The following is a 25,483-nucleotide window of genomic DNA, read 5'->3' as shown; positions in this document are numbered from 1 at the left end:
TTCCCGCCTCCCCCGCACTCCCTTGCCGAAAGCGCGAAAGATCGAGATTCTAGCCACCTCCTCCATGCCTGGCAAGCGTTATTTTTGAGAACATCAAGGCGACGCCTGAACACGGCGATTGAGGTGAACAGAGGGGTGGTTTCCGCTAACCAGAGATGTCGTCGATCAGACGATGGCCGGCTTTTCCATCAGCCGTCCGACGATCCGCAGAAAGTGATCGACGGAAGGTGTGTCGCGATTCGCTTCTTTCGCGCGATCGTCCCATTTGCGCAGGCGCAGTGCATCTTCCGCCCAGGGTCTGGCCAGGAAGATCTGAGCTTCTTCGCTGCTATAGATACCCCCCTGCAATTCGAGGCTTCGCACAGAATCGGCCGAGAGCTGCCCGAAGTACGTCTCATCGATCGCGCAAAGGCAGCGCTTGGCGTCCACATGCAGACGGATCGGTTCGAGTACCGCCTCAGGCAGCACTGGCCGCAGGAACGGTAACGCGAAATATTGATGCAGGTCGTCGATGCCGCGCACCGTCGGCGTCTCGCCCTGCTGGTTCAGCAGGTGTCCGAGATCGTGCAGGAAAGCCGCGGCGATCAGTGCATCGCTCGCACCTGCTTCTTCCGCGAGCGCGCCACTCTGCAATGCGTGTTCGAGCTGCGTGACCGGCTCGCCGCTATAGGCGAGTTCGCCGTACTGCTCGAACAACGTACGGATGTCGTCCAGACTTAATGCCACGCTCTTACTCCCACGGTAACGAAAACGTCTTGAGGTTCGTGAAGCTCTTCATCGCTTCCTGTACGCCTTCCTTGTAGCCAAGGCCTGAATCCTTGATACCGCCAAACGGCGTCAGTTCCGACCGGTAGCCCGGCACTTCCCATACGTTCACCGTGCCAACACGCAGTTCGTTGACGAAACGGATAATCGCGTCCTGACGGTTCGTGCAGACGCCCGATGACAATCCGAACGCCGTGCCGTTGCTGATCCGGATCGCGTCGTCGAGCGTATCGAAGGTGATGACCGGCGACACCGGACCGAACGTTTCCTCGCGCACGAGCGCCATCGAAGGGTCGACCTGATCGAGAACCGTCGGCGAATACAGCGCACCGCGGCGCTGGTTGCCCACGAGCAGCCGCGCGCCCTGCGCGACCGCTTCGTTCACGCGCGATTCGAAGAACATCGCAGCAGCTTCGTCGATGACGGTACCCATCTGGCTTGCCGTGTCGAACGGATCGCCGTAGACCCAGGCGCGTGTCTTCTCCACCACGAGCTCGGTGAAACGCGCCGCGACGCTCTTCTGCACGAGCATGCGTTTGACCGCCGTGCAACGTTGCCCGGAGTTCTTGTACGAGCCCTGCACCGCCAGCGTGGCCGCGCGTTCGAGGTCGGCGTCCTCGAGCACGATCAGCGGATCGTTGCCGCCCAGTTCCAGCACGACGCGCCGGTAGCCCGCTCTCGCTGCGATGTGTTTGCCGATTGCCACACCGCCCGTGAACGTCACCAGTTCCGCGCGCGGATTCGTCACAAGCTCGTCGGCGATTTCGCGCGGATCGCCCGTCACGACCTGCAGCATCGGCGCGGGCAAACCGGCTTCGTACAGGATGTCCGCGAAATAGTACGCAGACAGCGGCACTTTCTCCGACGGCTTCAGCAACACGCAGTTGTTGGTCGCGATCGCCGGCGCCACCTTGTGCGCAACCTGATTCATCGGATGGTTGAATGGCGTGATCGCGACGATCACCCCCGCGAGCGGCTCGCGCTGCGTAAACACGCGACGCTTCTTGCCATGCGGCGTGAGATCGCACGAGAAACTCTGGCCGTCGTCGCGCAACGCTTCGATCGACGCAAACTTCAGCACGTCCGCAACGCGTCCGATCTCGTAACGCGAATCCTGCTTCGACAAGCCGGATTCGCGCGAAATCAGATCCGACGCTTCTTCAGTGCGTTCCCGCAGCAGTGCGGCAGCGCGCTCAAGAATGTGCGAGCGTTCGTAGCGCGTGAGCGTCGACTGATACGCGGCTGCGTATTCGAATGCGCCGCGCACATCGTCGACACTTGCAAGCGGCACGGTACCCACACGCAGCCCCGTATAAGGATCGAATACATCGAGCGTGCGATCGCGCATCGCGCGCTCGCCCCTCAGACGCAGCGCTTCTGCACGAAACGCGGGGTGATCCTTATGTGTGAGCGCATTCATGATTTCACCACATGGTTGAGCGCAAGATCGAAGATGTCGAAATTACGCAGGCGCCGGCCTTGCGTCGCGGAACGCTCAATCGGGCGATTGAAAAGCAGCGGCACGGTCTGCTCGGACAAACCGCCGTGCGAGCGCAGCGGCACCGTCAGACCCGAAAGATCGTGCTGCTCGCGGCGCGTGCCCAGCACGACGTTGCGCGTGCTGACCACGACGATGTCGCCCACGCGGTCGTTCGGCAATTCGAAACGCTCGCATGCGGCCTTGTTGTCGAGCACGACCTCGACGCCCGGCAGACCGCCAATGCGTTCGATGACCTGTGCGGCGCTGACGTCACGCGGCAGATAAACCGTCGCGAACGAACCGAGCGCGCCGTGGTGAACCACGTAGGGATCGGTGATCGGCAGAATCACACGCGCGGTCCGCGCGCCGAGCCAGTCGTCCAGTACGTCCTGCAGATAAATCACATTGGGCTCGCCCGTCTCCGGATCGTGCTTTGCGTTCATGCCGTGGTCGGCGGTCAGCGCGACCACCCAGCCAAGTGCGTCAAGCTGGGCGAGGTAGCCGTCCATCATCGCGTAGAACGCATTTGCGCCTTCGGTGCCCGGCGCGGACTTGTGCTGCACGTAATCGGTGGTCGACAGATACATCAGGTCGAGCTTGCGGGTTTCAGCGAGCCGCACGCCCGCCGCGAACACGAATTCCGACAGTCCGGCGCTGTAGACGTCCGGCACCGGCAGGCCGACCAGATCGAGTACGTTGTCGATGCCGTTTTCCTCGCGCGTCACGCTGTCGGCCTTTTCGGCGGAAAAGCAGATGCCTTTCATCTGCCAGCCAAGCAGACGGCGCAGCTTGTCTTTCGCCGTCACGACCGCCACTTTCGCGTCCACTTCCGACGCCGCGGCGAGCAGCGTGCCGGCACGCAGATACGCGGGGTCGTTCATCATGACTTCGGCGCCCTTGCCGCCGTTCGCGTCCGGATCCCAGAAGTAGTTGCCGCAAATACCATGCACCGAAGGCGGCACGCCACACACGATCGACAGGTTATTCGGGTTGGTAAAGGATGGAATCACGCAGTCGCCCTTGAAGGCCGCACCGCCCTTCAACATCTTGCCGAGGAACGGCGCGACGCCGGCCGCGACCGCGGCTTCCAGATAGTCGTATTCGCAACCATCGACGCACACGACAACAACCGGCGTGGACGGAAAGGCGTACTGGCGGCCATTGGCTTCGAAACTGCGTTGAGTCTGGTTTGACATCGTCTTCATCCATTCGCGTCGATCACGCGCGTTCTTCATCAGTCGAGACTGGAACGGCCGCTACCGCAGACCGCATCGACCGCGCTCCAGCCGGTTCACAAGCTTCATGCGCACGCTGCCGGCCACCGTTCACGTGCGCGCGCATCAGCGCCGCCGCGTGCTCCGCATCGCGCGCGGCAAGCGCCGCGAGGATCGCGCGGTGCTCGTCCAGCGAGCGCTCCATCGCATCGTCATGCGCGACAAGCGCCGCACGACGGAAAAGATTCAGTTCGCCAACCAGCCGCCGGTAGGTCTCGTACAGCTTGCCGTTGCCCGTCGCGACCACGATCGTGTCGTGAAACGCGACGTTGGCGCGCGTGTACGCGTCCTTATCCTGCACGGCGAGCGCGTCCTGCATGCTCTCCACCCAGCCGCGCAGCTTCGCGAGCTGTATTCCGTCGAGACGCGCCGCCAGCATCCGGCACGCCGCTTCTTCCAGCACCGCGCGCACGGCGTAAATCTCGTCGGCCTCAGCGAGCGTCACGGTACGCACGAACACGCCACGGTTTTTCTCGGTACGCACGAGCCCGGCCTGCTCCAGCGCGCGAAACGCTTCCCGCACCGGCCCGCGCGATACCTGCAACCGCGCGGCCCAACCGGCTTCGTTGAGCTTGTCGCCAGGCGCGAGGTTGCCGTCGGCGATCTGGCGCTCGATCGCATCGCGCACCAGGGTTGTCAGCGAATGCCTGCGCACCACGTCAATTGCATCGACGGCAACAGTTTGCATATTTTCGGTCATTTCGACATATTTTGCCACATCGATATGCGCGATGCGCCAACGAGGGCACATCGCGGGAAAATTTTTGAACGGCGGCCGGTCAGTCCACGCGACGGCGTGGTACGCGAGCGGCAATCAGCAGCAGCGCAGCGAGCGAGACGAGCAGAAGAATCAGCGAAAGTGCGGAAGCCGGCAGGTAATAACCACGCTCGACCTGTCCAACGACGACGATCGGCACGGTTGCAAAACCCGGCGGATAAACAGTCAGCGTCGCGCCCAGTTCACCGAGCGATAACGCAAAGCCGAGCGCGAGACTCGCGCGGATCGCCGGTACGAGCTGCGGCAGCACCACGCGACGCAACACCATCGCAGGCGGCGCACCGAGACTGGCCGCCGCTTCGCGCAGGATGGTCAATTCGGGGCGCAACGCGGCGCTTGCGCAGCGATAGCAGAACGGCAAGACGAGCGCGAGCTGCACGAACACGACGATCGCAGCCGAACTCGACAGGTCGACGGGCGCCTTGTGATACGCGATCAGCACGGCCAGACCGAGCACGACGCTGGGCACGCCGTTGGGCATCATCGCGATCGTATCGACGAGCACGCCAAGCCCGCGGCGATCGCGTCCTTCGAGCGCCAGCGCAAGCCACAAGCCAAGCGCGGTGCCGAGCACGGCAACGCCGAAGCCGATTTCGAGGCTCGTGGTGAGCGCATCGAAATCGCTGGAACCAAGGCGTTCGAACCAGCGCATGCTGAAACCATCGGGCAGGATCGTGCCCGACCAGTGCGCCGCGACGCTCGAGAGCGCGACCACGACCACAGGCAACACGAACAGCCAGAAACACAGCAGCGCAGCGAGACCGAGCAGCACGGAGCCCGCGAAACGCACCAGTATGTTGCGCTTCACCGGCCGTGCGCGATGATGGATTGCCGGCAGCGGAACCGGGTCGAGTTCAGCGTCCATGGCCTGCGCCTCCTGCCTTGCGTCGGTTGACCTGGCGATACAGCGCGTAAAGCGACAGCGACATCGCCAGCATGACGACGGCGCCCGCCGCCGCGGTGGGCAGATCGAGGTCGACCGTCGCCGAACTGTAGATCGCCACCGGCAGCGTGATCAGATGCGCGCTGCCAAGCACGAGCAGAATGCCGAACTCGTTGAGCGTCAGCAGGAAACAGAGAATCGTGCCGGCCGCGATGCCCGGCCACGCGAGCGGCAGGATCACGCGAAACGCGACCATCCAGCCGTGCGCGCCGAGGCTGCGCGCCGCTTCGATCAGACGCATGTCGAGCGTGGCGAACGAAGCGAGTGTCGGACGCACGACGAACGGCGCGTAAAACACCACTTCAGCGAGAATCACGCCGCCAATGCCGAACAGAAAGTCGAGCGGCGGGTTCTCCAGATGAAAAAGCCGTTGCAGCCCGATGCTGACCGAGCCCTGCGAGCCGTACAGAAAGATCAGCGTGAACGCGACGAGAAACGATGGAAACGCCACGAACAGTTCGAGGAACCGCGTCACCATCCGCGCGCCGGGAAACGGCTTGAAGAACAGCAGCGACGCCAGCGCGACGCCCAGCAGCGACGCGAGCCCGGCGCTCGCGAACAGGATCCACAACGTCGTGCCGACGACGCCGCTCGTCTCCGGATTCTGGAAGAACTGCGCGTACGCGTGAACACCGAACCCGTGCGGGCCGGAGAGGCTCAGCAACACGAGCCGCACGAGCGGATAAATCACCAGCGGTCCAAGTACGACGACGAGGAGAAACAGCAGATGCCATTGCGCCGCGCGCTCGCGGCGGCGCACCGCCGCCCGGTGCGCCGCGCCGCTGGCCGCGCGATGTGCGTCGGCGAGCGCTTCAGGGCTGGATAAGGACGACATCGTCAGCCTCATAGTGCAGGGAAATGCGCTCGCCCTTCTCCGGCATCATGCCGTGGCTGCGTTGCATCTGGACGAGAACGGGATCGTTCGGCATGGCGTCGAGCGTGACCGATACCGACAGCACCGCGCCGTACCACTCCACGGAAGCGATCGTGCCGTGCAACTGCCCTTCGCCCAGCGGCACGATGCGCATGCTCTCCGGGCGCAGGCACGCCACGCGTTCACGTTCGTTGTAGCGGGCATCGCCCATCGCGAACGCGACCTGCGGCGGCATCAGGTTCGCCGCGCCCAGATAACGCGCGACAAACGCGTCGTTCGGCGCGTCATACAGCTGTTGCGGCGTGCCGAGCTGCGCGATACGGCCGTCGCGCATCAGGAGCGTCCGGTCGGACAGCACGAGCGCGTCGTCCTGATCGTGTGTCACGCAGACGATCGTCAGGTTCGGCAGGCGCTCATGCAGCGCCTTGAGTTCAGAGCGCACCGACGCGCGCAGATTGGCGTCGAGCGCGGATAGCGGTTCGTCGAGCAGAAGTACGTCGGGCTCGATCACGAGCGCGCGCGCCAGTGCGACGCGCTGCTGCATGCCGCCCGACAGCTGCGCGGGCATCACGTGCCCGGCGTCGCCCAACTGCACGAGCTTCAGCACATCCGCGACGCGTCGCGCGATATCCTTCGCGGGCGTGCGGCGCGCCTTCAGCCCGAACGCGACGTTCTCGTACACGGAAAGATGCGGAAACAGCGCGTAGCTCTGGAACAGCAGGCCCAGATTGCGACGATGCGGCGAGACATGCGTCAGGTCGCGACCCGCGACCGTCAGCGTGCCCGCCAGTCCGTCGGCTTCGATGAAACCGGCGATAAAGCGCAGCAGCGTCGTCTTGCCGCAACCGCTGCGGCCCAGCACGGTCAGTAATTCACCGCGCTGGATCGTCAGCGACAGATCATCGAGTACCGTGCGCGAACCGAAGCGCACCGTCAGATGATCGATCTGCACGCCGCCCGGCGTGCCCGAACGCGCATCGCCGAGCGCGTCCGGTTCGGCGCCAAGCGCGCCTGGATGAGCAAGACTGGCCGTATTCACCGGTTTCATCCTCCAACATGGATAGTGCTAGTACAGGGAACGATCGCGCGTTACTTCGGTTTGACGACTTCGAGCTGCTTGCCCGACGAACCGATCACGTCATTCTTCCAGCGTGCCGTCCAGTCAGCCTTCTTCGCCATCACCTGATTCCAGTCCACCGGGATCACCTTCACGCCTGCCGTCGCCTTCTTCACGATTTCGCCGTTCTTGCCGGTCAGCGCAACGTCCGTACGGCCCGGGATACCGAAAATATCCGGCACCTTCGACTGCACTTCCTTCGACATCAGGTAGTCGATCAGCTTCTTGCCTTCCGCCTGGTTCGGGCCGTTCTTGATCAAACCAATGGCATACGGCAGCTGGAACGTCGTCGGCTGGCCGCCTTCGTGCGCGAGGAAAATCGGCTTGAGCGACAGGCCGCCGTTGGCCGCGTCGTCGAGGTCCATCTGCAGGTCGCCGTTCGCGAGCGCGATTTCGTTACGCGAGAGCAGCACGTCGAGGTAACCCGTGCCCTTCGTGTGGAACTTCGCGCTCTGCTCGAGCTTCTTCAGGTAGTCGAACGCCTTGTCTTCGCCCATCAGCGCGGTCGTGAGAATGATCACGGCCATGCCGTCGCCCGCCGTTGCCGGGTTCGAATACGCCACCTTGCCGGCGTAATCCGGATGCAGCAGGTCGGCGAACGTCTTCGGCTGGGTCTTCGTGACTTCCGGGTTGATCGCGAACGTGAAATAGTTGTTCACGAACGTCGCCCACGCGCCATCCGACGCCTTCGCGATCGCCGGCACGTTCTTGTAGTTCACGCTTTCGTAATTCTGCAGGAGGCCCGCCTGGCCCGCCTGCTGGATGAACGGCGGCAGCGTGACGAGCACGTCGGCCTTCGGCGCATCCTTTTCGATCGTCGCGCGGTTCACCACTTCGCCGCTACCCGCGGTGACGATGTTGACCTTCACGCCTTCTTTCTTCTCAAACGCGGGCAGCACGTCCTTGTAGAGGTTCTCAAGGCCGTCGGCGGTGTACAGCACCACCGCGTCAGCCGCGTGTGCCGGCAAGGCCGCGCCGCCGAATGCCGCCGCGGCCACGAGTGCCGGAAGCAGTTTGCGGACGATGCCGGCCGTCGTGTGAAGGTGATTCTTCTCTGTCATGTCGCTCTCCGAAAGGCAAAAACCAGACGGTCGGGAAAACCCCATACCTGTTGTGATTGAAACGGCGCGTACGCCGTGCCCGTTTTTTTTTGCATTGCCACAGCCAGATTGCAGATTGCTGACAACCTTACTGATTCATTTCCAGCGAGACGTCCGGCCGGCGGATTGTTCCGTAACCCCATGCCTTGCCTGACCGGGCACGGCAAGAATCACAGGTTTCCGTGACAGCGGCATGACTATTTTCACGAATTCCAAAAAATGACACAATTCGCCAATAATATGCATATTGCTCGCGCACGCAAAGTGCGCATTTCATCTGACTACGGAGGTTGTGTGATTCTCGGAAACGATCCAATCCTGCTGACGCCGGGGCCGCTTTCGACCTCGCCCGAAACCCGCCAGGCGATGTTGCGTGACTGGGGATCGTGGGACGTCGCCTTTAACCAGATGACGCAAACCGTCTGCGCCGACCTGCTCGAAATCGTACATGGCGAAAATGACTACGTGTGCGTGCCGATGCAGGGCAGCGGCACATTCTCCGTGGAAGCCGCCATCGGCACGCTGGTGCCGCGTAACGGTTGCGTGCTCGTGCCGAACAACGGCGCGTACTGCACGCGGATCATCAAGATCCTGCAGCGCATGGGTATCGCGTACGTGGAGCTTGCGCTGCGCGACGACGAGCCGGCGAGCGCCGCAGCGATCGAGGATGCGTTCAACAGCGACGCGCGCATCACGCACGTCGCCCAGGTGCATCTGGAAACGAGCGCGGGCCTCCTGAATCCTCTCGATGACATCGCCACGCTGTGTCAGCGTCATGGCAAAAGCCTGATCGTCGACGCAATGAGTTCGTTTGGCGCGCTGCCGATCGATCTGCGCAAAGGCGGCATCGACGCGCTGGTATCGGCGAGCGGAAAGTGCCTCGAAGGCGTGCCGGGCATGGGCTTCGTGATCGTGAAGCGCAGCGTGCTGCTGGCGAGCGAAGGCCAGTCGCCGTCGCTCGCACTCGATCTGCACGACCAGTACGCGTACATGCAGAAGACCACGCAGTGGCGTTTCACGCCGCCGACGCACGTCATCGCCGCGTTGCGCAATGCGCTCGACCGCTTTATCGCCGAAGGTGGCCAGCCGGCGCGCGGAGCGCGTTACCAGCAGAACTGCCGAACGTTGATCGACGCGATGAAAGCGCTCGGCTTCGAGCCGTTCCTCGCGGCCGACGTGCAGGCGCCGGTGATCGTCACGTTCCACGCGCCGAAAGACCCGGCGTGGCGTTTTGTGGACTTTTACGCGGCCGTGCGAGATGCCGGTTATATCCTGTATCCGGGCAAGCTCACGCAGGTGGAAACGTTCCGCGTGGGCTGCATCGGTGCTATCGACGCGAACGAACTGCACAGCGCGGTGGCTGCGATCGACCGCTCGCTCAAAAAACTGGGCGTGCGCATGCGCTGACGGCAGACGCGGCGGCGGAATGCAGGGGAAGGCCGTGGAAATGCGGGTGCCTCAGGCGATCAGGATTTCCGGGCCGCGCGTCGCGATCGCTTTCGCCAGCGCGCGGTCCGGCGCCAGCTCGGTCACGAGATAGCGGGCCGACTCGAAACCATTGATCCGCACGGGCGTGACACGGCCGAACTTCGAGTTGTCCGCGACGACGATCACCATTCCGGCTGCCGCGATCATCCGGCTGCGCACTTCGGCGGCCATGCGCGAGTAATCGGTGAGCCACGCATCGGCTGAAATACCGCCCGCGCCGATCAGCGCGAAATCCGCGTGGTATTGGGCCAGCTGATGGATCGTATCGAGGCCGAACGTGGCGTCTTCCAGATCCGACAGCTCGCCGCCGAGCAGCGTCACGCGATTGTCGTTGCGTCTGCCGAGCAGCAGCGCGATGCGCCAGTCGTTGGTGTAGACGGTGAGCCGGTGCCGGTCGGTCAGCGCGCGCGCGACGGCCTGCGTCGTGCTGCCCGAATCGATGATGACCGATGCGCCGTCGGGAATGAACTGCGCGGCGCGTTCGCCGATCGCGCGCTTGGCGCTGGCGTTCGCTGCTTCACGCGTATCGAGATCGGGCTCGCGACGGTCGCTCGACAGCGCGCCGCCGTGAGTTGTCACGATCAGGCCGCGGCCGGCCAGCGTATTCAGATCGCGCCGGATCGTCTCGCGCGAAACGTTCAGCTCGCGAACGAGTTCAGCGACCGACAACGCGCCGTTTCTGGCGACCTGCGACAGGATGTATTGATGACGTTGTTCTGCGAGCATCTCTGGGGGCGCCGGGCTGACGGCACACGTGAGTTCGGAAGGCCGGCGTATTGTATTACGCGATCCGCGGGAACGCTCTGCCCCATGTGCTTCCCTGCTACCCTGTGCGCTCCCGTCACGCATCGTCGATGCGCGCTCCGTCACACGAACTACCGATGCGCCCACTGTTTCGCCGACTCCTGCTGCTGTTTCACGCTTTGCGCTACGGCGCGCGGCTTATCTGGCTCGCGGCGCCGGAACACCACAAGCTGCGCTGGGCCGCTACACTTGTAAGCCGTCTGCATGGATCGGACAAGGCGCGCGCAAGCCTTCATGGCGCGCTGCCGCAACTCGGCCCGCTCGCCAGCGCGTTCGCCGCCGCGCTCGTCGAACATCCGGAGCTCGCGGGCGGCACGCTGCACGACGTGATCGACGCCGTCGACCACATGCAGGCGCCGCTACCGCCGCAAGCGGTCGAACGCGCACTGGAGGCGGCCTTCGAACGCCCGCTCACCACGCTGTTCGCATCCGTCGATCTCGTGCCTGCACGCAACGGCTTTGCCGAACAGACGCATATCGCACGTCTGATCGCGCCCGTCGACGGTCACTGCAACGTGTCGATCAAGCTGCTGCGCGAGGCGGAAGTCGAGCAGATCAGCGACGAGGCCGCGCTCCTGCGCTGGGTCGCGCGCTGGCTCGAGAAGTTTTCGGGCACCGCGCGCCGGCTGCAACTGCGCTCGCTCTCCGGATCGTTCACGCAGGAGTTGCTGCGTCGCTTCGACCTGCGCGCCGAAGCGGCCAATCTCAGCCAGACCGGTCATCACTTCGATCGCGACATGCGGATCGCCGTACCAACCGTGATCTGGGACCTGTGTACGCCCACCACGCTCGTCGCGCAGCGGATCGACACCCTGTCGGTCGCGAACGTCATTGGACTGCACGCACATCACATCAAGCTCGCGACGCTCGCCGCGCATATCATCGAAGTAGTCAGCGAGCAGACGTTCGAGCATGGCTTCTTTCACGCGGCGCTCGACGCCGAACGCGTGCGGGTGAGTATCGAACCCGATACATGCGGACGCCTCGTGCTGGCGGATTTCGCGATCATGTCGAGCCTCTCCTCGCAGGAGCGCCACTTTTTCGTTCATGGCGCAAGCGCGCTTTTCGGGCAGCAATACGGTCACCTCGCCGACCTGCACCGTAATGCCGGTCACGTGCCGTCCAGCACACGCACCGAGGTGCTCGAAGCGGAACTGCGCACCCGCGCGGAAGCCCATTTCGCGGATGAACCCGAAGCGCGTTCAGCCGGCGCACTGTTCCATCATCTCCTGCATGCGGTGCAGCCATTCGGGGGCGCCGTGTCCGCGCGCCTCGCGAATGCGCAGCGCTCGTTCGAGCAGGCCGAGGCATTGGCGCGCGCGCTGCACCCCGGCGTCGATACATGGAACATCGCGCGACGCACGCTCGCGGGCATCGCGCGACGCGATCTCGGCCATCACGGCTGGATCAGGCGCATTTCGCAGGAATTGCCGCACCTCGCGCATATCGTGCCGCGCATGCCGCAGCTGGCCGTGCTCTACCTCCAGCATCAGCACGACCAGACACGCTCACAGCGCGATGCCGAACTGACGCGCGAACTGGGCCGCGAAATCAGGCGCACCCGCGCGCTGCTCTGGGCGTGCGCCGTGAGCGGCGCCGTGCTGGGCGCAGGCGCGATTCTGCTCGCGCAGTAACGCCGGCCGGACTTCGCGCGCCCGTCGCCCAGCTTACGCGCCGCAGTGCAGGTTCGAACAAGACGCACCGTCCACGGTGGATCACACTGCCGTTTTCGTTCGTCGCGAGCCGTTCGCCGTTCCATGTTCGTAGCCATCAATGCTGTGCTGTTCGTCGTGCTGTGGTCGACGGGCTTTGTGGTCGCCCGCGCGATCACGCCGTTTGCCGATCCGAATCTCTTTCTGCTGGCGCGCTTTGGCGGAACCGCCGTACTGTTCACGCTCGTGGCACTCGCGACGCGCGCCGCGTGGCCACGCGGCCGCGATCTGGGCAAGCATCTGCTCGCCGGTGCGTTGTTGCAGGGCGTGTATCTCGGTGCGGGTTACTGGGCCGTCGCACAGGGGATGAGCGCGGGTGTGATGGCGCTACTCGGCGCGCTCCAGCCGTTGCTGACCGCCGCCGTCGCCGCGCCGCTCCTTGGCGAACGCCTGTCCCCGCGCGGCTGGAGCGGCATGGTACTTGGCCTGACCGGCGTCGCGCTCGTACTGGAGCCGAAGCTCGCTGCCGCCGCGCCCGTGCCGCACGGGAGTGCACCGCCGTGGCTTGTCATCGTCATTTCGATTCTTGCTGTCGTTTCGATCACGGCGGGCACGCTGTTTCAGAAGACGTCGCTCGCGAAGGCCGATCTACGCAGCGCGAGCGCCGTGCAGAATCTGGGCGCGGCCGCCGTCGCCGCAGTGCTGGCGCTCGCGCTCGGCGAGCACCGCTGGATTTCCTCGACATCGCTGTGGGCATCGCTTGCATGGGGCATCGTGATGCTTTCGGGCGTCAGCGTGACGCTGCTTGTCTGGATGGTCCGTCGCGGCGACGCGTCACGCGCGACGGCGCTCCTGTTTCTCGCGCCGCCATTTGCCGCCCTCGAAGGCTATATCGGCTTCGGGGAAATGCTGCTGCCCGTGCAGATCGCCGGTTTCGTGCTTGCGCTCGCGGGCGTCTGGCTCGTGCGGGCCTGACCATCACGCGTTGCTTCACGTGATGTTGCGTTGGGTTGGGTTGCGTGATCACGATGCGTCGGAACGGCGTCGCGACGATAGACCCAGTTGTCGACGCACACCTGATCTGCCCGTCGCCACCCGGGTACGCGGATTGCACTGACCGTTTCCGGACCCGGTTGCGTGGTGCCTCATGGTGCCCTAGTCCGCGTTGTCGCCGCCGGCCGGCATTTTCGCGTGAGCCTTGCTGCCGGGCGCCGGAGACCACGCGGGCCGCGTCTTGCGCCCTGAATCGACCACGACGATGTAACGTCCGGCCCACGGCGTTGCCTGCCGGTCCGGGTGCAGCACCCAGAGCGACTGGCCGGACGCGACGAGCGCTTCGTATTCGGCGTCGAGAATGCCGTGATGATCGAGAAACACATTCAGCGACGCGGGAATGCGCACGCATCCCTTCGAGTGACGGATACCGAGCAACGGTTCGAGCCGGTCAGGATCGGTTGCATGCATCTGGAAGCGCATCTGCGACACGCCGCCTTTCCCCCAGCCGCGCTCGCCTTCGGCCCAGCCCAGATCGAAGATGCGCATATCACGCTTGCCGTAGCCGCGAATGCCGTTCTGGTTCATCGTGCCTTCGGCACGAAAATCCATGTTGTCGGGCGTATGCTCGAAAACACCGAGCGGCGTGATGAAATGGTCGAATTCGCCCGGCCGGCCCGTCGCGACCGGCGATGCGCCGATCATCTGCCAGTTGTCGGCCGGCGTCGCGCGGAAATAAATGAAGAGCGCCTGCACCTTAGCGTTGCGATCCACCAGCACCACATATTCACCCGCCAATCCGCCGAGATCTTTTGCCGCCAGCGCCGCCTGCAGACGCACGCCGTACGCCGCCTGATCCACCGCCGGTACCTTCAGGCGACGTGTGACTTCGCGTGCGAACGTATTGCGCATCAGCAGTGCCCGGCGCGGATCGGCCACGCGGCCCGCATCGGGCGCAGCAACCGGCGCCGACGCGGGCTGCGATGCGCTTGCCGGCGCGGCAGGGGTTGCCGGAAGCAGCGGCGGTATCGGCCGGACCATCGATGCCGCGCCGCTCGCCGGCGCCGCCGTCACGGTCGATGCGGGACTGGCGGCAAACGCGAGCGCGCACGACAATGCACACACCGAAGCCACGGCCGCGCGGCCCATCCAGCGATGACACCGGTTGAATTGCCGAACGCCAGAAAACCCGGCGACCGTGCCTGTTATTCCATTTTTTTCGTCGGCCTGATCACGACATGTGTCGATGTTCATCTCGTCTCTTCGAGCGAGCCCGTTATTGAATTGTTCAACTTCATCAACCCGCACGCGACAGGCCCGAAACATATTACCAGGATTGCTCATCGTGACGATCGGACATCGAATGCCGGCCGGCGAACGGGATTTTAGCGATCGCATGGTGACAGGCCCAATCAATGCGCGATACTCGCAAGACGAAAACCGTCAAATACGCCGAAGGAAAACCGATGACTCAGACAGATTCTGCCCTGCTTCAACGGCGCATCATCGAAGAAATGCATGTCGCCCAGCGATTCGATGCGGTGCAGGAAATTGAAAGACGGGTCGCGTTTCTCGCGCGCTATCTACACGACAGCGCATTGAAGACCTACGTGCTCGGCATTAGCGGCGGCGTCGATTCGACGACTGCGGGACGGCTCGCGCAACTCGCCGTCGAACGTCTGCGTGCTGGCGGACACGATGCGCGCTTCGTTGCGATGCGCCTGCCTTACGGCACACAACACGACGAAAAGGACGCCCAGCAATCGCTCGCGTTCATCCGCGCCGACGAAAATCTGACCGTCGACATCAAGCCGGCCGCCGATGCCATGCTCGCCGCCGTTGTCGCAAGCGGCACGCCGTTCAGCGACGACGCGCATCGGGACTTCATTCTCGGCAACATCAAGGCGCGTCAGCGGATGATCGCGCAGTACGCGGTGGCCGGCGCGCGGGCCGGCGTCGTGATCGGCACCGATCATGCGGCTGAATCCGTGATGGGGTTCTTTACGAAATTCGGCGATGGGGGTGCTGACGTATTGCCGCTGGCGGGACTGAACAAACGCCGGGTACGCGAACTGGTGCGTGCGCTGGGCGCCACGGAAGCCATGGCGTCGAAGACACCTACGGCCGATCTGGAGACGCTGCGTCCACTACGCCCCGACGAAGATGCGTATGGCATCACCTACGAGCATATCGACGATTTTCTGGAGGGCAAGCCGGTCAGCGACGCAGTGTACGAGACCGTTTTTCGTTTCTATCACGCGACGCGACACAAGCGGGCGCTGCCCTATACGCCATTCGACTGGCCGGTGAACGAATAGCTGGAGAGCACGACGGACCCGCTCGCTGCTTCACTGTTACCGCTGGGGCGGTTCGTCGCTAAATAGCGAGGAGCTGGCCTCGAGTGCCACGCCGTTCAGATGGAGCGCATTAACCTGCCGCGCGATGACCTCACCGACGTACGGCACGCTCGCGTCCAGCTCGATGACGGCGTATGCAGTGGGCGTACCCACCTCGTGCACCTCGATCCCGGACGCGTAGTGCCCTAACTCTTTCTTGAGAAAGTCACGCACTTCCTGCTCAGTACACGACTTCGGAATATTCCTGACGGTGAGATTCATGGCGAACCATGATCACCGGTTGGGCCGCGCACTACTGCGCACACGAACCGGCTGCAGGCGCTCGCGCCTGTTCTTCGCAGCCGCATGACGGATAATCGCCGCGCCGAGCAACGCCACCGAGACATAAAGAATAATCATTTCAAATCTCCCCTTTGCATTTCGTCCTGATGTCAGGATAGTCAGAACCTGCTGCAAATGCGATACGACAGTTTGCCATGACATGACCTGCTCACATGACATGATCGCAAGACGTTATTAGTGAACTGTACCTGATTGAACGGCAAAAAAATGGCAATACCATTTTTTTCATGGTCCTTTTCATTGTCCGTCACACAGGGCAGAAACGGGGGTAGTAGCGACCGGTTGCCATAAAACAGGCATTCCGGCGGGTTATCGAGGTTGTACAGGTTGTTTTACGGGGCGGCTGGCGTGCGCATCGAATGCGACACGTCGGCATCGTCCGCCGTCATGCGGTGGGCGAACGCGAGGAAAAGGGCTGCACGCGGCTATGCGATGGCGAGCCCTTGCCAGACTGTCGCGTGCATCGCGGTTTGACGCATGTGTGCAGTAACAAGTGGGGCGGCGGGCCGGCTTGCGTCAGCCCGCCGTTTCTATTTGTGCCCCATCCTCAGCTCTTGTTGCGCGCCTGTAGAGACCGGATGCGCATCATCGCACCCGCATTGGCGACCGCCGATTCGTACATTTTCGCGAGATCGGCCTTGAGCGCCGTACGCGATCCGGCGTCGAGGTAAATCATGTGCCCTGACGGATAAAAGCGCGCCGACAGGTTCTGGCGAACCTGATTGCTCACGAGCGGCATTTCCTGCAGATCGAGGATGGTCTGATAGAACGGCGTGACAAAGTCGTAAAAACCGTTCGCCGACAGCACTTTCAGATCGACATTAAGCGCCATCACCGCAGCCAGATCGCCTGCCGTGTACAGGATGACATTGCGCTTCGAATCAATGCCTTTCTGCGCCCCGGTCGGGTCGATGTGACTGAAGTCCCAGTTGGCGAATGCCTGATCGTTGAGGTCGGTGAACGAGGAATTCGACGTGAACTTCAACTGTTCGTTCAGGTAGACATTCCACATCGCCGTGTACACGCCCGTGACGGCTGTCATCGTGGGATCGTTACCGCCCGAGTTCGGGTCGATCTTGCCGGCGATACCCGTTTCGATCCCGGTGACGCGACCGTCATACTCCCCAAGCGCAAGTCCTTTCGATTTCAGCAACGTGGTCAGGAAAAGAGAATTACCCCGACTGTCGTAAGCCGCGATATCGAGACTCCATGCGAGCAAGGTTGTCTTGTCGATGCCCGTGTATTCGCTCAGTTTTTCGACCGTCGCGCTGTCGGTGGTCGGGAACTTGCGTAGCGCGGCCAGGTAATCCGTGCGCGCGAACTGGGCGACTTCTTCAGCGAATGCGCCGAGATCGGTCGGCGTTGGCGCGACGCCGAGCTTGCGGTGATACCACGCGTCCGCGGCCGCGGTGGGCAGCGCCCCAACCGGATTGCCCGCCTGCGTGTAATCGAGAATCGACGACTGCAGCGTGATGCCGTTCAGATCGACACCGTCTTCGTGCAGACGGTACGCGAGGACACAACTGCGCGCGGTGCCGTACGATTCGCCGAACAGGAACTTCGGCGAATTCCAGCGGCTGTTCTTCGTCAGAAAACGCTTGATGAACTGCTTGATCGAATCGGCGTCCTGATCCACCCCCCAGAAATCGCGGTTCTTATGCGGTGCGATGGCCGCCGAATAGCCCGTGCCGACCGGGTTAATGAAAACGAGGTCGCTCTTGTCGAGCAGGCTGTCGGGATTGTCTTCCATTGCATACGGCGCCGGCGGTGTGAAACCCGGCATCGATGTCTTGATGCGGCGTGGCGCGAACGACCCCAGCAGCACGAACACGGAAGACGACCCCGGGCCGCCATTATAGAAAAACGTGACCGGACGCGTTTCTTCCTTCTGGTTGTCCTGCGTGAACGCCACGTAGAACATCTTCGCACTCGGTAGTGAACTGCTCGAATCGACCGTCACGAGATGACCTGCCGTCGCCGTGTAGTTGATCTTGCGCCCACCTGTCGTGATGGTGTGCTTTGTGATCGCGGCGTTCTCGGTGCTGTCGGTCACGGCGTCGTCGGGACCGTTGCCGTAGGCGACTGGATCGAAGAACGGCTTGTCTCCTGCCCGATGCGGCACGGCCGCCGCCATCGGCGATTGGGACGCCTGGGAATTGTGCGGCGACTGCGGACTACCTGAAGCTGACTCGGAATTCGTCATGATCGCTCCATTGGATTCGTTGACGTCTTGTGAAGTCCTGCACGATGCTGCCCATCATCGACGCAAACGGACTACCGGCGCCACATCTTCGTGACAGACCGGCAACCCGATCACAAAACTATAGTGCTGCCGCCACCTTCTTTCCATCGGGACTGCCGAGACCCGTGCACGCATCCCATCCCGGACCAGCAGAAAAGCTGCCGTTGTTCCCCTGCGTGATGTCGTTGCAGACACCGTGAGCCTGATAGAGCTTTGGATTCACGAATCCGGCAGGCTGCCCTTTTGCCGAGTTGATGCGGGCGATCAGTGCAGCCCAGAGCGGCGCCACCGCACTCGTGCCACCGACCACCGTGCTCGCGCCATCGATCAACACGTCGTAGCCCGTGGTGGGCGACGCATCCCCCGCCACATCGGGTACGCCGCGCCCGCTGAGTGCAGTCTTGCCGCCATTCGCAGACGTCGCAGACAAGCCTTTCTGCCACGCAGGCACCGGGAACGCAGTACTGACGCCGCCACCGCCCGCGCCGCCGTCTGTCCCGTCGTTCCAGACGACCTCCTGCGTTATCGACGTGCCAGACGCCTGCAGGTGCGTGCCGCCGCACGCGAGCACGTACGGGCTCGACGCTGGAAAATCGACGTGCTCGCCGCCATCGCCGACGCCGTCGGACGATCCGCTGTCGCCCGATGCCGCACAGACCGTCACGCCCATGGTCGCGGCAGCCTGCAATACGTTGTTGAACGCGTTCAGCGACTGCGCGGTCCAGATCGATTCCGGTCCACCCCAGCTGATCGAAATGACCGAGGGTTTGTGTGTCGCATCGTGCACAGCACGGCTCACCGCATCGAGGAAACCGGCATCGCTGTTGGCGGTGAAGTAGACGGCGATCGTCGCGCCCGGCGCGATGGCCCCCGCGATCTCGATGTCGAGTGTGACTTCGCCGTCGGGTCCGCTCGGGTCCCCGCCCGGCTGGTTGCTGCCCTGATCGACGCCGACGGATACCACCTTCGGCACGGCAACCCCGAGCCCCGAAAAATAGGACTTGAGATCGGCTGTCTGATAGCCCCCGCCGAGTTCGATGATGCCGATGCACTCGCCATGGCCGTCGCCAGCCGGAAAGTCGTATAGCTGCGCGAGTTGCAACGGCGTGAAGGTGGCCTGATGTGCTCGTGCCGCTGCGAAAGGCGGCCGGATGCGAAAGTGCGGCCGCGCCTGCGGGCGATTGTCGAGCCCCAGCACGGCCGTAACGATCCCGTGAAGATCGTCGGGCACACTGATCGCGCCGGTTCGGCCGCGGTACAGGCCCATCGAGTGATGCTCGAAATGCTGCAGATGCACGTCGAACGCGCTCTGGAAGTTTGCGATCGTGCCGCTCAGCACGACGGTGGCAGCAGCAGCGTCCTCGCGGACGATGCTCAACCCATGTGTCTGCGCGAACGCTCTCAGCTTTGCAATATCGTCGGGCGCGGCGGCGAACCGCCTGGCGAATTCCTCACGCGAGACGGGCTTCGCTTTCGGGTCGCCCGATTCGATCTGTTTCATCAGCGCCTGGAACTGCGGTTCGCCCTGGCGACGCAGCATGACGACAACCTCGATGGTTTCCGCAGGATTGCAGCTGCCGACGACCTTCGAACCTGCCTGCGCCGCCCGATTGCTTCCAGCCAGTGGATGTTTTGCCATGGTATGGATACTCCTCCGTGCACGGACCTGACGCCACGCGGCTTAAACCGCGAACTTCGCACGAACTTCGGGAAGACCGGCCTTCTGCGCCCCGAAACCCGCGCTGTGCCTGCGTTTCAACGACATCGCTGAACGGTCCGACAGATCCATTCAAACACAGTTCCTGGTGTCGTCACACCTGGCCGTCCGGCCAGTTTGCAGCGTCAGCCGCCCCCGGTACGATATTCCTGACCGCGCTATGATTGCGCGGCGCTGCGAATGCAGCACGACCAGAGAATTAAAGGAACCTCCCATGTCCATTTCAATGTATCAAGCATCCGTGCCTGTACTCGTGCGCGGCCTCACGAACCTGCAGGCGGTTCTCGGCAAGGCCGAAGCGCATGCGGCGGAAAAGCAGATCGATCCGCTCGTGCTCACTGGCGGCCGCCTTTTCCCCGACATGCTGCCGTTGCAGCGTCAGGTCTATATCGCGACCGATACGGCAAAGGGCTGCGCCGCGCGTCTCGCCGGTGTCGAAGCGCCGAAGTACGAAGATTTCGAACAGACATTCGACGAACTCGACGCCCGTATCCAGAAGACGATTGATTATTTGAAGGAATTCAAGCCCGAGCAGATCGACGGTTCGGAAGCACGCCCGATCACGCTCAAGATGCGCTCGGGGGCGGTCGAGTTCGTCGGCCTTAACTATCTGCTGCATTTTGCATTGCCCAACTTCTTCTTTCACACGACAACCGCTTACGACATCCTGCGTCATAGCGGCGTCGAACTGGGCAAGCTCGATTTTCTCGGACGCGACCCGGCCGGCTGATGTAAAGCTGCCCATGCAGGCAGCGGCGACGCGTTTCGATGCGTTGCCGCGCGCTTCGATACGCGCGCGTGGGTCATGTACCGGCTTGAAGCAAGACCTGACGCAGGATTTGAAGCACGACATGACTCGCGGCGCGCGTCATGCGCCGCCGGTCATATTCGCGGCTGGAACGCGATGATGCTCATGCCGAGGAGCGTCACCGCGACGCCTGCGATATCCCACAGCGTCGGCCGAATCTGATCGACGACCCACAACCACAGGATCGCGACCGCGACATACACGCCGCCATATGCGGCGTACACGCGCCCCGCCGCTGTGCCGTGCAGTGTCAAAAGCCAGGCGAACAGCGCCAGACTCAGCGCGCCCGGTATGAGCAGCCATGCCGAGCCGCCTTCTTTCAGCCAGCGCCACGGCAGATAGCAACCAGCGATCTCCGCGACGGCGGTCACGGCATAGAGCAGGAACGTCTTCATCGATGAGCGTGCGGTGATGAGTGTGATGCGTCGGCAGGCAGACGCGGCGCTGCATCGGAGCAACGCTGGCCGGCCTGTCGCCTTTATTAACACAATCACTTTGCGGGCGGTGCGATACGCATGCGAAAGTCAGCGTATCCCCAATCTGCCCGGTGTTTCATGACCGTTCAATCTCCCTGCGTCGATATCTGCAAGTTCGACGACAAGACCGGCCTGTGCATTGGCTGCCTTCGCACGCGCGCTGAATGCAAGAACTGGAAGAAGATGAAGGACAAACACTGTCGCAAGATCATCGACGACAGGCCACGCCGTAAGTTGAAGCTGAAACAGCAGGTCGGCTGGACGGGCTCTCACGTCGCACCGCTCTTGCCACTCAGTCAAGCGACAGTCGCAGTGCGAAGCCGACCAGCGCGGCAGAAAACGTCCAGCGCTGAACGGTCTGTGCGAGCGGATGAGTCCGCATCCAGTTCGCAATCCGCGCGGCACCGACTGCACAGGCCGCATCGAAACATGCGCCCATGATCAACAGCACGACACCCAGTTCCACCACCTGCGCCGCGACCGGCCCCGCCTCGGGCCGGACAAACTGCGGCAGCAACACCGAGCAGAACAGCAATGCCTTTGGATTCAACAGGTTGGTCAGCAGCCCCTTGACGAACGCCGCGTGCAGCGGACGCTGCCCGGATACCGCCACACCTCCGGCCGGCAATGCGAAAACCGGCGACCTGAAAATCTGGATCGCAATCCACGCGAGATACACCGCGCCGCCATACCGGACGACCTCATAAAGCCACGGCGCACTGCGCAACAGCGCGGCGACGCCACATGCGGACAGCGTGACGTGCGTGGCGCGCGCCATCGCCAGACCGCCGGCCGCCGCAAAACCGCTGCGGGTACCGCGCCCGATACTCGTCTGCATGACGAGCGCCATGTCCGGCCCGGGCACAGCGTAGACGACAGCCAGTGCGGCAACAAAAACGACCATCAGATGCGCTGAAACCATGATGAACCTCGCGTTTTCCAGGGGTCTATCTTGCTATCGCCGCGGGAGCGATTGCTGGCGATTTTCGTGGCAACAACGCACCGCAATGGTGTATTAAACTATCGTTTTTCACATTGATAGCGTTTTTCACCCACACATGAGCAACGATCTCGACAAGATTGATCGCGCCATCCTGGCCGCGCTGCAAACGGACGGACGCATGTCCAACGCGCGTCTCGCCGAAACCGTCGGGTTAAGCGAAACGCCCTGCGCGCGCCGGTTGAAGCGCCTCGAAAACGACGGCTACATCGAACGCTATCGCGCGATGCTTTCGCGCGCGGCGCTCGGGCTCGGCGTGGTCGCGTTTGTCTACGTGCGCTTTGCCGTGCACGACAGGGCGGTCGCCACGCGTTTCGAGCGCGAAATCCTTGCGATCCCGCGCATCCTGTCGTGTCATAACGTGTCGGGCAGCGCAGACTACGTGCTGCAGGTCGTCGCGCGCGATCTCGACGATTACGGCACGTTCATGCGCGATCAGCTACGCAGTCTGCCAGGTGTGACGTCCGTGGAATCGTCGCTGTCGCTGCGGGAAATCAAGGCAAACGGCGGCCTGCCGCTGCCCTGAGCCTGTTGCCACGGACGGCTGCGCCCGCCATCGACCCATGGCATAGTGCGCACCGGCCAACTATTTTTACCAGATGAACCTCGGAGTTTTCATGAACCACGAACAGGCGCGAGCCGAAGAAAGCAGCGCGATGGAGCGCGTGCTCAACGCAACGAAGAAGGTACAGACAGCGTTCACATCGTTGCAATCGCAATTTCCGCCTGCGGGCGATGGCCGTCCCTCGCAGATGGCCTTGCAGACCTTCGATGCAGCGCTGCAGGAACTCGAGGACGCGCAGGCCGCATTCGATGGACTCCTCGGCGATCTGCTTGACGGCAACCGCTAGGGCACTGCCGGACAGATTACCGACCCGCGTGTACCCAGTCTTCAACCCGTAGACCGGGTACCCGGTCGAACTCGCGAAGGTTATTCGTTATCAGGATCAGGCCTTGAGATCGGGCGTGCCCGGCGATCATCTGGTCGTGGGGGTCAATCGGCCTGCCATTTTTTTCCAGTTCGGCCCTGAGCTGGCCGCTATGTGCGGCAGCCTCGTGGTTGTAATCCAGGACGTCCAGGCGGGCGGCAAAACCCTCGACGACAGTCAGATTTTTCTCCGGCGATGCAGACTTCTCTGCACCATAAACCAACTCCATCAAGGTCACCGTGCTAATGCAGAGTTGGCCGTGGTAGCGGTTGAACGCCTCGCGAACCTCATGAGGCATGTTCTTGATGGTGAAGATGCAGATGTTCGTATCGAGCATGTACTTGAGCATCAAAACGCCTCGCGCTCCTGATCGGTGGGCTGGTTGGGTGTGGACATGAAGTCCGGGCTGACTCCTTCGCCATCAAACCAGCTATCCCAGGATTCTCCGGCAGGGGTGAGTATGCGGATGCGACCGATGGCCACCACGTCGACCCGTTTGACATCGTCAGGAAGCGCCACGGATTTTGGCAGGCGTACCGCCTGGCTGCGGTTGCTTTTGAAGATGGCACCTTGTTCCACGATGGGCTCCCTGGGATATGTCGAATGTATATCCAATTACTGGGTGCGTGTGGATATGCGATATACCGATCAGATGCACTTCACTCCCCCCGGCATCATGGTTGAACATGGTCGGGCGCTTCTTCCGCGATATCACGACCGAACGCCTGTACTACGGGGTATCCGCCAGCGTGCCGGAGTGAGTTGAGGCAATCGGAAACTAGCCAGACTACCCCCTTCCTGCCAGACCGCTTTTGCCTTGTGCCGCGGTTCACGTCCTTCATGCCTCGCACGTCGACCCAATCCGCAGAGGCAGGAAGGGCTTGACCGTTAGTTGCGTTAATTAAGCTAACGAACATATCGCAGCGCGTCGACAAGCACGCCCAGTGCGCGTGAAGACTGGCGGCGGCTCGGATAGTAAAGGTGATAGCCCGGAAAGACCGGACACCAGTTCTTGAGCACCGGCTTGAGCCGCCCTTCGTCGATATACGGCAGTGCCAGATCAGCTGGAATGTAGGCAAGCCCGCAACCGGACAGCGCGGCCTGCAACATCTGATTCGTTCCGTTGAACACCAGTTGACCTTCGACGCGCACCCTCACCTCATGTCCCGCCTTTGTGAATTCCCATGCGAACAGGCCGCCATGCGTCGGTAGCCGCAAATTGATGCAGTTGTGGCCGGTCAGATCCTGAGGTGTTTTCGGCCGCGCCCGGTTCGCGAAATACGACGGCGCCCCAACCACCGCCATGCGCATATCCGGTGCGATGCGCACGGCGATCATGTCTTTCGCGACCTGATCGCCGAGCCGCACGCCCACGTCGTAGCGCTGCGCCACGATGTCGGTCAGACCAAAATCGACCACGATTTCGACCTTGATGTCCGGATAGTCCGGCAACAGTCGCGCCAGTTTCGGCTGAAGGATGGTGGACGCGGCGTGCTCGTCTGTCGTGATGCGGATCGTGCCCGCCGGTTTGTCGCGAAGTTCGGTCAGCGCCGCCAGTTCTTCATCGATTTCATCGAAGCGTGGCCCGACGGTCGCCAGCAACCGCTCGCCCGCCGGCGTCGGCGAAACGCTGCGTGTTGTGCGCGTCAGAAGCCGCAGCCCGAGCCTGGATTCAAGTCCGCGGATCGTATGGCTCAGCGCCGACTGCGACACGCCCAGCTTCGCGGCCGCCCGCGTAAAGCTCTGCGCGCGCGCCACGGCAACGAACGCCAGCAGGTCGTTAAGATTTTCGCGTGCCATTCATGAGCCCCATTCATAAGAGTTTGCCGATTCTACCGTCTAGTCACATGCTCCGGCAGCCAGTAAATTGCGTGCTGTAGACGATCGAACTGGCCCGCGCGCAAGGCTTTCGCGTGACGGACCGCAACCCCGACCTGCGTTGGAGATGACCTGAAATGACCCAGCAGTCCACTGTCGCGCGCGATGCGTTCGGCGACCTGGCACCCGCCCTCGCGGATTACACCGACCGGGTCCTGTTCGACGATGTCTGGCAGCGCCCCGGCCTTTCGCCGCGCGAGCGCAGCCTCGTCACCGTCGCGAGCCTCGTCGCGCTTTATCGCACCACCGAACTGCCCTATCACCTCGGCAAGGCGCTCGATAACGGCATCACCCGCGACGAGTTGATCGAGACAATCACGCATCTCGCGTTCTATTCGGGCTGGCCCACTGCCAGTACGGCGCTCGCCATCGCGAGACGCGTGTTCGAGGAACGCAGGGTCTGACACGTCAGCCTCAGCCCCAACCTTTTTCGCGGCATTTTCTGGCGCAGGTCTACCCTGCATGG

General features: G+C 62.8%; 27 protein-coding genes and 1 pseudogene. 9 read left to right on the top strand and 19 right to left on the bottom strand.

Annotated features, from left to right (window positions below):
- Positions 1-165 precede the first annotated feature (165 nt).
- The 8 genes from LPA34_RS24860 to phnS form a co-directional block, all read right to left on the bottom strand.
- The gene (locus LPA34_RS24860) at positions 166-726 is read right to left on the bottom strand and encodes a phosphonate degradation HD-domain oxygenase (protein WP_228983470.1); all 561 of its coding nucleotides are present in this window, start codon (positions 724-726) and stop codon (positions 166-168) included.
- Between the two features lie 4 nt (positions 727-730).
- Positions 731-2,185 carry a phosphonoacetaldehyde dehydrogenase gene (phnY, locus tag LPA34_RS24855; protein WP_228983467.1) on the bottom strand — a complete coding sequence of 485 codons (1,455 nt, stop codon included), beginning with the start codon at positions 2,183-2,185 and terminating at the stop codon, positions 731-733.
- Positions 2,182-3,441, bottom strand: a complete 1,260-nt coding sequence (phnA, locus tag LPA34_RS24850) for a phosphonoacetate hydrolase (protein ID WP_228983464.1) — start codon at positions 3,439-3,441, stop codon at positions 2,182-2,184. Before phnA ends, phnY begins: the two co-directional genes overlap by 4 nt.
- Before the next feature lie 22 nt (positions 3,442-3,463).
- On the bottom strand, positions 3,464-4,219 hold the full coding sequence (locus tag LPA34_RS24845) for a phosphonate utilization associated transcriptional regulator (protein WP_228983462.1): 756 nt from the start codon (positions 4,217-4,219) through the stop codon (positions 3,464-3,466).
- A gap of 79 nt (positions 4,220-4,298) precedes the next feature.
- A complete protein-coding gene (gene phnV / locus LPA34_RS24840; protein ID WP_228983460.1) occupies positions 4,299-5,162 on the bottom strand; it encodes a 2-aminoethylphosphonate ABC transport system, membrane component PhnV in 864 nt (287 codons plus the stop codon).
- Complete coding sequence (locus LPA34_RS24835; RefSeq protein WP_228983458.1) at positions 5,152-6,075, bottom strand: 2-aminoethylphosphonate ABC transporter permease subunit; 924 nt, start codon at positions 6,073-6,075, stop codon at positions 5,152-5,154. The genes phnV and LPA34_RS24835 overlap by 11 nt, the downstream gene beginning before the upstream one ends.
- A complete protein-coding gene (phnT, locus tag LPA34_RS24830; protein WP_228983455.1) occupies positions 6,053-7,153 on the bottom strand; it encodes a 2-aminoethylphosphonate ABC transport system ATP-binding subunit PhnT in 1,101 nt (366 codons plus the stop codon). Before phnT ends, LPA34_RS24835 begins: the two co-directional genes overlap by 23 nt.
- 50 nt (positions 7,154-7,203) lie before the next feature.
- Complete coding sequence (gene phnS, locus LPA34_RS24825; protein WP_228983452.1) at positions 7,204-8,292, bottom strand: 2-aminoethylphosphonate ABC transporter substrate-binding protein; 1,089 nt, start codon at positions 8,290-8,292, stop codon at positions 7,204-7,206.
- A 279-nt stretch (positions 8,293-8,571) separates the two neighbouring features.
- On the opposite strand from phnS, the gene LPA34_RS24820 reads away from it, so the two are divergent.
- Complete coding sequence (locus LPA34_RS24820; RefSeq protein WP_407672620.1) at positions 8,572-9,738, top strand: 2-aminoethylphosphonate--pyruvate transaminase; 1,167 nt, start codon at positions 8,572-8,574, stop codon at positions 9,736-9,738.
- Positions 9,739-9,789: 51 nt separating this feature from the next.
- On the opposite strand, the gene LPA34_RS24815 is transcribed toward LPA34_RS24820, so the two are convergent.
- Positions 9,790-10,545, bottom strand: a complete 756-nt coding sequence (locus LPA34_RS24815) for a DeoR/GlpR family DNA-binding transcription regulator (protein ID WP_228983451.1) — start codon at positions 10,543-10,545, stop codon at positions 9,790-9,792.
- Between the two features lie 155 nt (positions 10,546-10,700).
- Between LPA34_RS24815 and LPA34_RS24810 the strand changes: the two genes are divergently transcribed.
- Both LPA34_RS24810 and LPA34_RS24805 read left to right on the top strand, forming a co-directional pair.
- The gene (locus LPA34_RS24810; RefSeq protein WP_228983450.1) at positions 10,701-12,257 is read left to right on the top strand and encodes an ABC1 kinase family protein; all 1,557 of its coding nucleotides are present in this window, start codon (positions 10,701-10,703) and stop codon (positions 12,255-12,257) included.
- Positions 12,258-12,380: 123 nt separating this feature from the next.
- Entirely contained in the window at positions 12,381-13,250 is an 870-nt protein-coding gene (locus LPA34_RS24805; RefSeq protein WP_228983449.1) for a DMT family transporter, read from the top strand.
- A gap of 180 nt (positions 13,251-13,430) precedes the next feature.
- On the opposite strand, the gene LPA34_RS24800 is transcribed toward LPA34_RS24805, so the two are convergent.
- Positions 13,431-14,522, bottom strand: a complete 1,092-nt coding sequence (locus LPA34_RS24800) for a L,D-transpeptidase (RefSeq protein WP_411179034.1) — start codon at positions 14,520-14,522, stop codon at positions 13,431-13,433.
- Between the two features lie 212 nt (positions 14,523-14,734).
- Between LPA34_RS24800 and nadE the strand changes: the two genes are divergently transcribed.
- Positions 14,735-15,586, top strand: coding sequence for an ammonia-dependent NAD(+) synthetase (gene nadE, locus LPA34_RS24795; RefSeq protein WP_228983448.1), 852 nt, complete (start codon positions 14,735-14,737; stop codon positions 15,584-15,586).
- A gap of 36 nt (positions 15,587-15,622) precedes the next feature.
- On the opposite strand, the gene LPA34_RS24790 is transcribed toward nadE, so the two are convergent.
- From LPA34_RS24790 to LPA34_RS24780, 4 genes are all read right to left on the bottom strand, one after another.
- Positions 15,623-15,886, bottom strand: coding sequence for an RNA-binding protein (locus LPA34_RS24790; RefSeq protein ID WP_228983447.1), 264 nt, complete (start codon positions 15,884-15,886; stop codon positions 15,623-15,625).
- A gap of 12 nt (positions 15,887-15,898) precedes the next feature.
- On the bottom strand, positions 15,899-16,024 hold the full coding sequence (locus LPA34_RS26925; RefSeq protein WP_267478884.1) for a hypothetical protein: 126 nt from the start codon (positions 16,022-16,024) through the stop codon (positions 15,899-15,901).
- Positions 16,025-16,514: 490 nt separating this feature from the next.
- Complete coding sequence (locus LPA34_RS24785; RefSeq protein ID WP_228983445.1) at positions 16,515-18,170, bottom strand: S10 family peptidase; 1,656 nt, start codon at positions 18,168-18,170, stop codon at positions 16,515-16,517.
- 118 nt (positions 18,171-18,288) lie between these two features.
- Positions 18,289-19,848, bottom strand: coding sequence for a S53 family peptidase (locus LPA34_RS24780; protein WP_228983442.1), 1,560 nt, complete (start codon positions 19,846-19,848; stop codon positions 18,289-18,291).
- 292 nt (positions 19,849-20,140) lie between these two features.
- Between LPA34_RS24780 and LPA34_RS24775 the strand changes: the two genes are divergently transcribed.
- Positions 20,141-20,656, top strand: a complete 516-nt coding sequence (locus tag LPA34_RS24775; protein ID WP_228983440.1) for a DUF1993 domain-containing protein — start codon at positions 20,141-20,143, stop codon at positions 20,654-20,656.
- 152 nt (positions 20,657-20,808) lie between these two features.
- Here the strand turns inward: LPA34_RS24775 and LPA34_RS24770 are convergent, their stop codons facing one another.
- Complete coding sequence (locus LPA34_RS24770; protein WP_228983437.1) at positions 20,809-21,129, bottom strand: YnfA family protein; 321 nt, start codon at positions 21,127-21,129, stop codon at positions 20,809-20,811.
- A gap of 159 nt (positions 21,130-21,288) precedes the next feature.
- Between LPA34_RS24770 and LPA34_RS24765 the strand changes: the two are divergent.
- Positions 21,289-21,459: pseudogene (locus LPA34_RS24765) on the top strand (DUF1289 domain-containing protein); the annotation flags it as partial.
- Positions 21,460-21,502: 43 nt separating this feature from the next.
- On the opposite strand, the gene LPA34_RS24760 reads toward LPA34_RS24765, so the two are convergent.
- Positions 21,503-22,132 carry a LysE family translocator gene (locus LPA34_RS24760; RefSeq protein WP_228983435.1) on the bottom strand — a complete coding sequence of 210 codons (630 nt, stop codon included), beginning with the start codon at positions 22,130-22,132 and terminating at the stop codon, positions 21,503-21,505.
- Between the two features lie 136 nt (positions 22,133-22,268).
- Here LPA34_RS24760 and LPA34_RS24755 point away from each other — a divergent pair, with 136 nt between their 5' ends.
- A complete protein-coding gene (locus LPA34_RS24755; RefSeq protein WP_228983432.1) occupies positions 22,269-22,736 on the top strand; it encodes an Lrp/AsnC family transcriptional regulator in 468 nt (155 codons plus the stop codon).
- A 91-nt stretch (positions 22,737-22,827) separates the two neighbouring features.
- Positions 22,828-23,061: a hypothetical protein gene (locus LPA34_RS24750; protein ID WP_228983428.1), complete on the top strand. Its 234-nt coding sequence runs from the start codon at positions 22,828-22,830 to the stop codon at positions 23,059-23,061.
- Between the two features lie 16 nt (positions 23,062-23,077).
- Here the strand turns inward: LPA34_RS24750 and vapC are convergent, their stop codons facing one another.
- The 3 genes from vapC to LPA34_RS24735 all read right to left on the bottom strand — a co-directional run bounded on the left by vapC (position 23,078) and on the right by LPA34_RS24735 (position 24,939).
- Positions 23,078-23,488 (bottom strand): type II toxin-antitoxin system tRNA(fMet)-specific endonuclease VapC, encoded by a 411-nt coding sequence (gene vapC / locus LPA34_RS24745; RefSeq protein ID WP_228983426.1) that lies wholly within the window; start codon positions 23,486-23,488, stop codon positions 23,078-23,080.
- Complete coding sequence (gene vapB, locus LPA34_RS24740; protein ID WP_228983425.1) at positions 23,488-23,718, bottom strand: type II toxin-antitoxin system VapB family antitoxin; 231 nt, start codon at positions 23,716-23,718, stop codon at positions 23,488-23,490. Before vapB ends, vapC begins: the two co-directional genes overlap by 1 nt.
- Before the next feature lie 327 nt (positions 23,719-24,045).
- Complete coding sequence (locus LPA34_RS24735; RefSeq protein WP_228983423.1) at positions 24,046-24,939, bottom strand: LysR family transcriptional regulator; 894 nt, start codon at positions 24,937-24,939, stop codon at positions 24,046-24,048.
- A gap of 155 nt (positions 24,940-25,094) precedes the next feature.
- Here LPA34_RS24735 and LPA34_RS24730 point away from each other — a divergent pair, with 155 nt between their 5' ends.
- Positions 25,095-25,421 (top strand): carboxymuconolactone decarboxylase family protein, encoded by a 327-nt coding sequence (locus tag LPA34_RS24730; RefSeq protein ID WP_228983420.1) that lies wholly within the window; start codon positions 25,095-25,097, stop codon positions 25,419-25,421.
- Positions 25,422-25,483: the final 62 nt, after the last annotated feature.

This window comes from Paraburkholderia gardini (assembly GCF_907164575.1).
GTDB lineage: Bacteria > Pseudomonadota > Gammaproteobacteria > Burkholderiales > Burkholderiaceae > Paraburkholderia > Paraburkholderia gardini.
The sequence above is the reverse complement of the archived record's forward strand: the minus strand, read 5'-3'. Positions and strand labels throughout refer to the sequence as shown.

Excerpts from the sequence above, each read along its gene's own strand:
- phnY (WP_228983467.1), bottom strand. The coding sequence starts at position 2,185 with ATGAATGCGCTCACACATAAGGATCACCCCGCGTTTCGTGCAGAAGCG.
- phnA (WP_228983464.1), bottom strand. The coding sequence starts at position 3,441 with ATGTCAAACCAGACTCAACGCAGTTTCGAAGCCAATGGCCGCCAGTAC.
- LPA34_RS24845 (WP_228983462.1), bottom strand. The coding sequence starts at position 4,219 with ATGACCGAAAATATGCAAACTGTTGCCGTCGATGCAATTGACGTGGTG.
- phnV (WP_228983460.1), bottom strand. The coding sequence starts at position 5,162 with ATGGACGCTGAACTCGACCCGGTTCCGCTGCCGGCAATCCATCATCGC.
- LPA34_RS24835 (WP_228983458.1), bottom strand. The coding sequence starts at position 6,075 with ATGTCGTCCTTATCCAGCCCTGAAGCGCTCGCCGACGCACATCGCGCG.
- phnS (WP_228983452.1), bottom strand. The coding sequence starts at position 8,292 with ATGACAGAGAAGAATCACCTTCACACGACGGCCGGCATCGTCCGCAAA.
- LPA34_RS24820 (WP_407672620.1), top strand. The coding sequence starts at position 8,572 with ATGCATATTGCTCGCGCACGCAAAGTGCGCATTTCATCTGACTACGGA.
- LPA34_RS24815 (WP_228983451.1), bottom strand. The coding sequence starts at position 10,545 with ATGCTCGCAGAACAACGTCATCAATACATCCTGTCGCAGGTCGCCAGA.
- LPA34_RS24810 (WP_228983450.1), top strand. The coding sequence starts at position 10,701 with ATGCGCCCACTGTTTCGCCGACTCCTGCTGCTGTTTCACGCTTTGCGC.
- LPA34_RS24805 (WP_228983449.1), top strand. The coding sequence starts at position 12,381 with ATGTTCGTAGCCATCAATGCTGTGCTGTTCGTCGTGCTGTGGTCGACG.
- LPA34_RS24800 (WP_411179034.1), bottom strand. The coding sequence starts at position 14,522 with ATGAACATCGACACATGTCGTGATCAGGCCGACGAAAAAAATGGAATA.
- nadE (WP_228983448.1), top strand. The coding sequence starts at position 14,735 with ATGACTCAGACAGATTCTGCCCTGCTTCAACGGCGCATCATCGAAGAA.
- LPA34_RS24790 (WP_228983447.1), bottom strand. The coding sequence starts at position 15,886 with ATGAATCTCACCGTCAGGAATATTCCGAAGTCGTGTACTGAGCAGGAA.
- LPA34_RS26925 (WP_267478884.1), bottom strand. The coding sequence starts at position 16,024 with ATGATTATTCTTTATGTCTCGGTGGCGTTGCTCGGCGCGGCGATTATC.
- LPA34_RS24785 (WP_228983445.1), bottom strand. The coding sequence starts at position 18,170 with ATGACGAATTCCGAGTCAGCTTCAGGTAGTCCGCAGTCGCCGCACAAT.
- LPA34_RS24780 (WP_228983442.1), bottom strand. The coding sequence starts at position 19,848 with ATGGCAAAACATCCACTGGCTGGAAGCAATCGGGCGGCGCAGGCAGGT.
- LPA34_RS24775 (WP_228983440.1), top strand. The coding sequence starts at position 20,141 with ATGTCCATTTCAATGTATCAAGCATCCGTGCCTGTACTCGTGCGCGGC.
- LPA34_RS24770 (WP_228983437.1), bottom strand. The coding sequence starts at position 21,129 with ATGAAGACGTTCCTGCTCTATGCCGTGACCGCCGTCGCGGAGATCGCT.
- LPA34_RS24760 (WP_228983435.1), bottom strand. The coding sequence starts at position 22,132 with ATGGTTTCAGCGCATCTGATGGTCGTTTTTGTTGCCGCACTGGCTGTC.
- LPA34_RS24755 (WP_228983432.1), top strand. The coding sequence starts at position 22,269 with ATGAGCAACGATCTCGACAAGATTGATCGCGCCATCCTGGCCGCGCTG.
- LPA34_RS24750 (WP_228983428.1), top strand. The coding sequence starts at position 22,828 with ATGAACCACGAACAGGCGCGAGCCGAAGAAAGCAGCGCGATGGAGCGC.
- vapC (WP_228983426.1), bottom strand. The coding sequence starts at position 23,488 with ATGCTCAAGTACATGCTCGATACGAACATCTGCATCTTCACCATCAAG.
- LPA34_RS24735 (WP_228983423.1), bottom strand. The coding sequence starts at position 24,939 with ATGGCACGCGAAAATCTTAACGACCTGCTGGCGTTCGTTGCCGTGGCG.
- LPA34_RS24730 (WP_228983420.1), top strand. The coding sequence starts at position 25,095 with ATGACCCAGCAGTCCACTGTCGCGCGCGATGCGTTCGGCGACCTGGCA.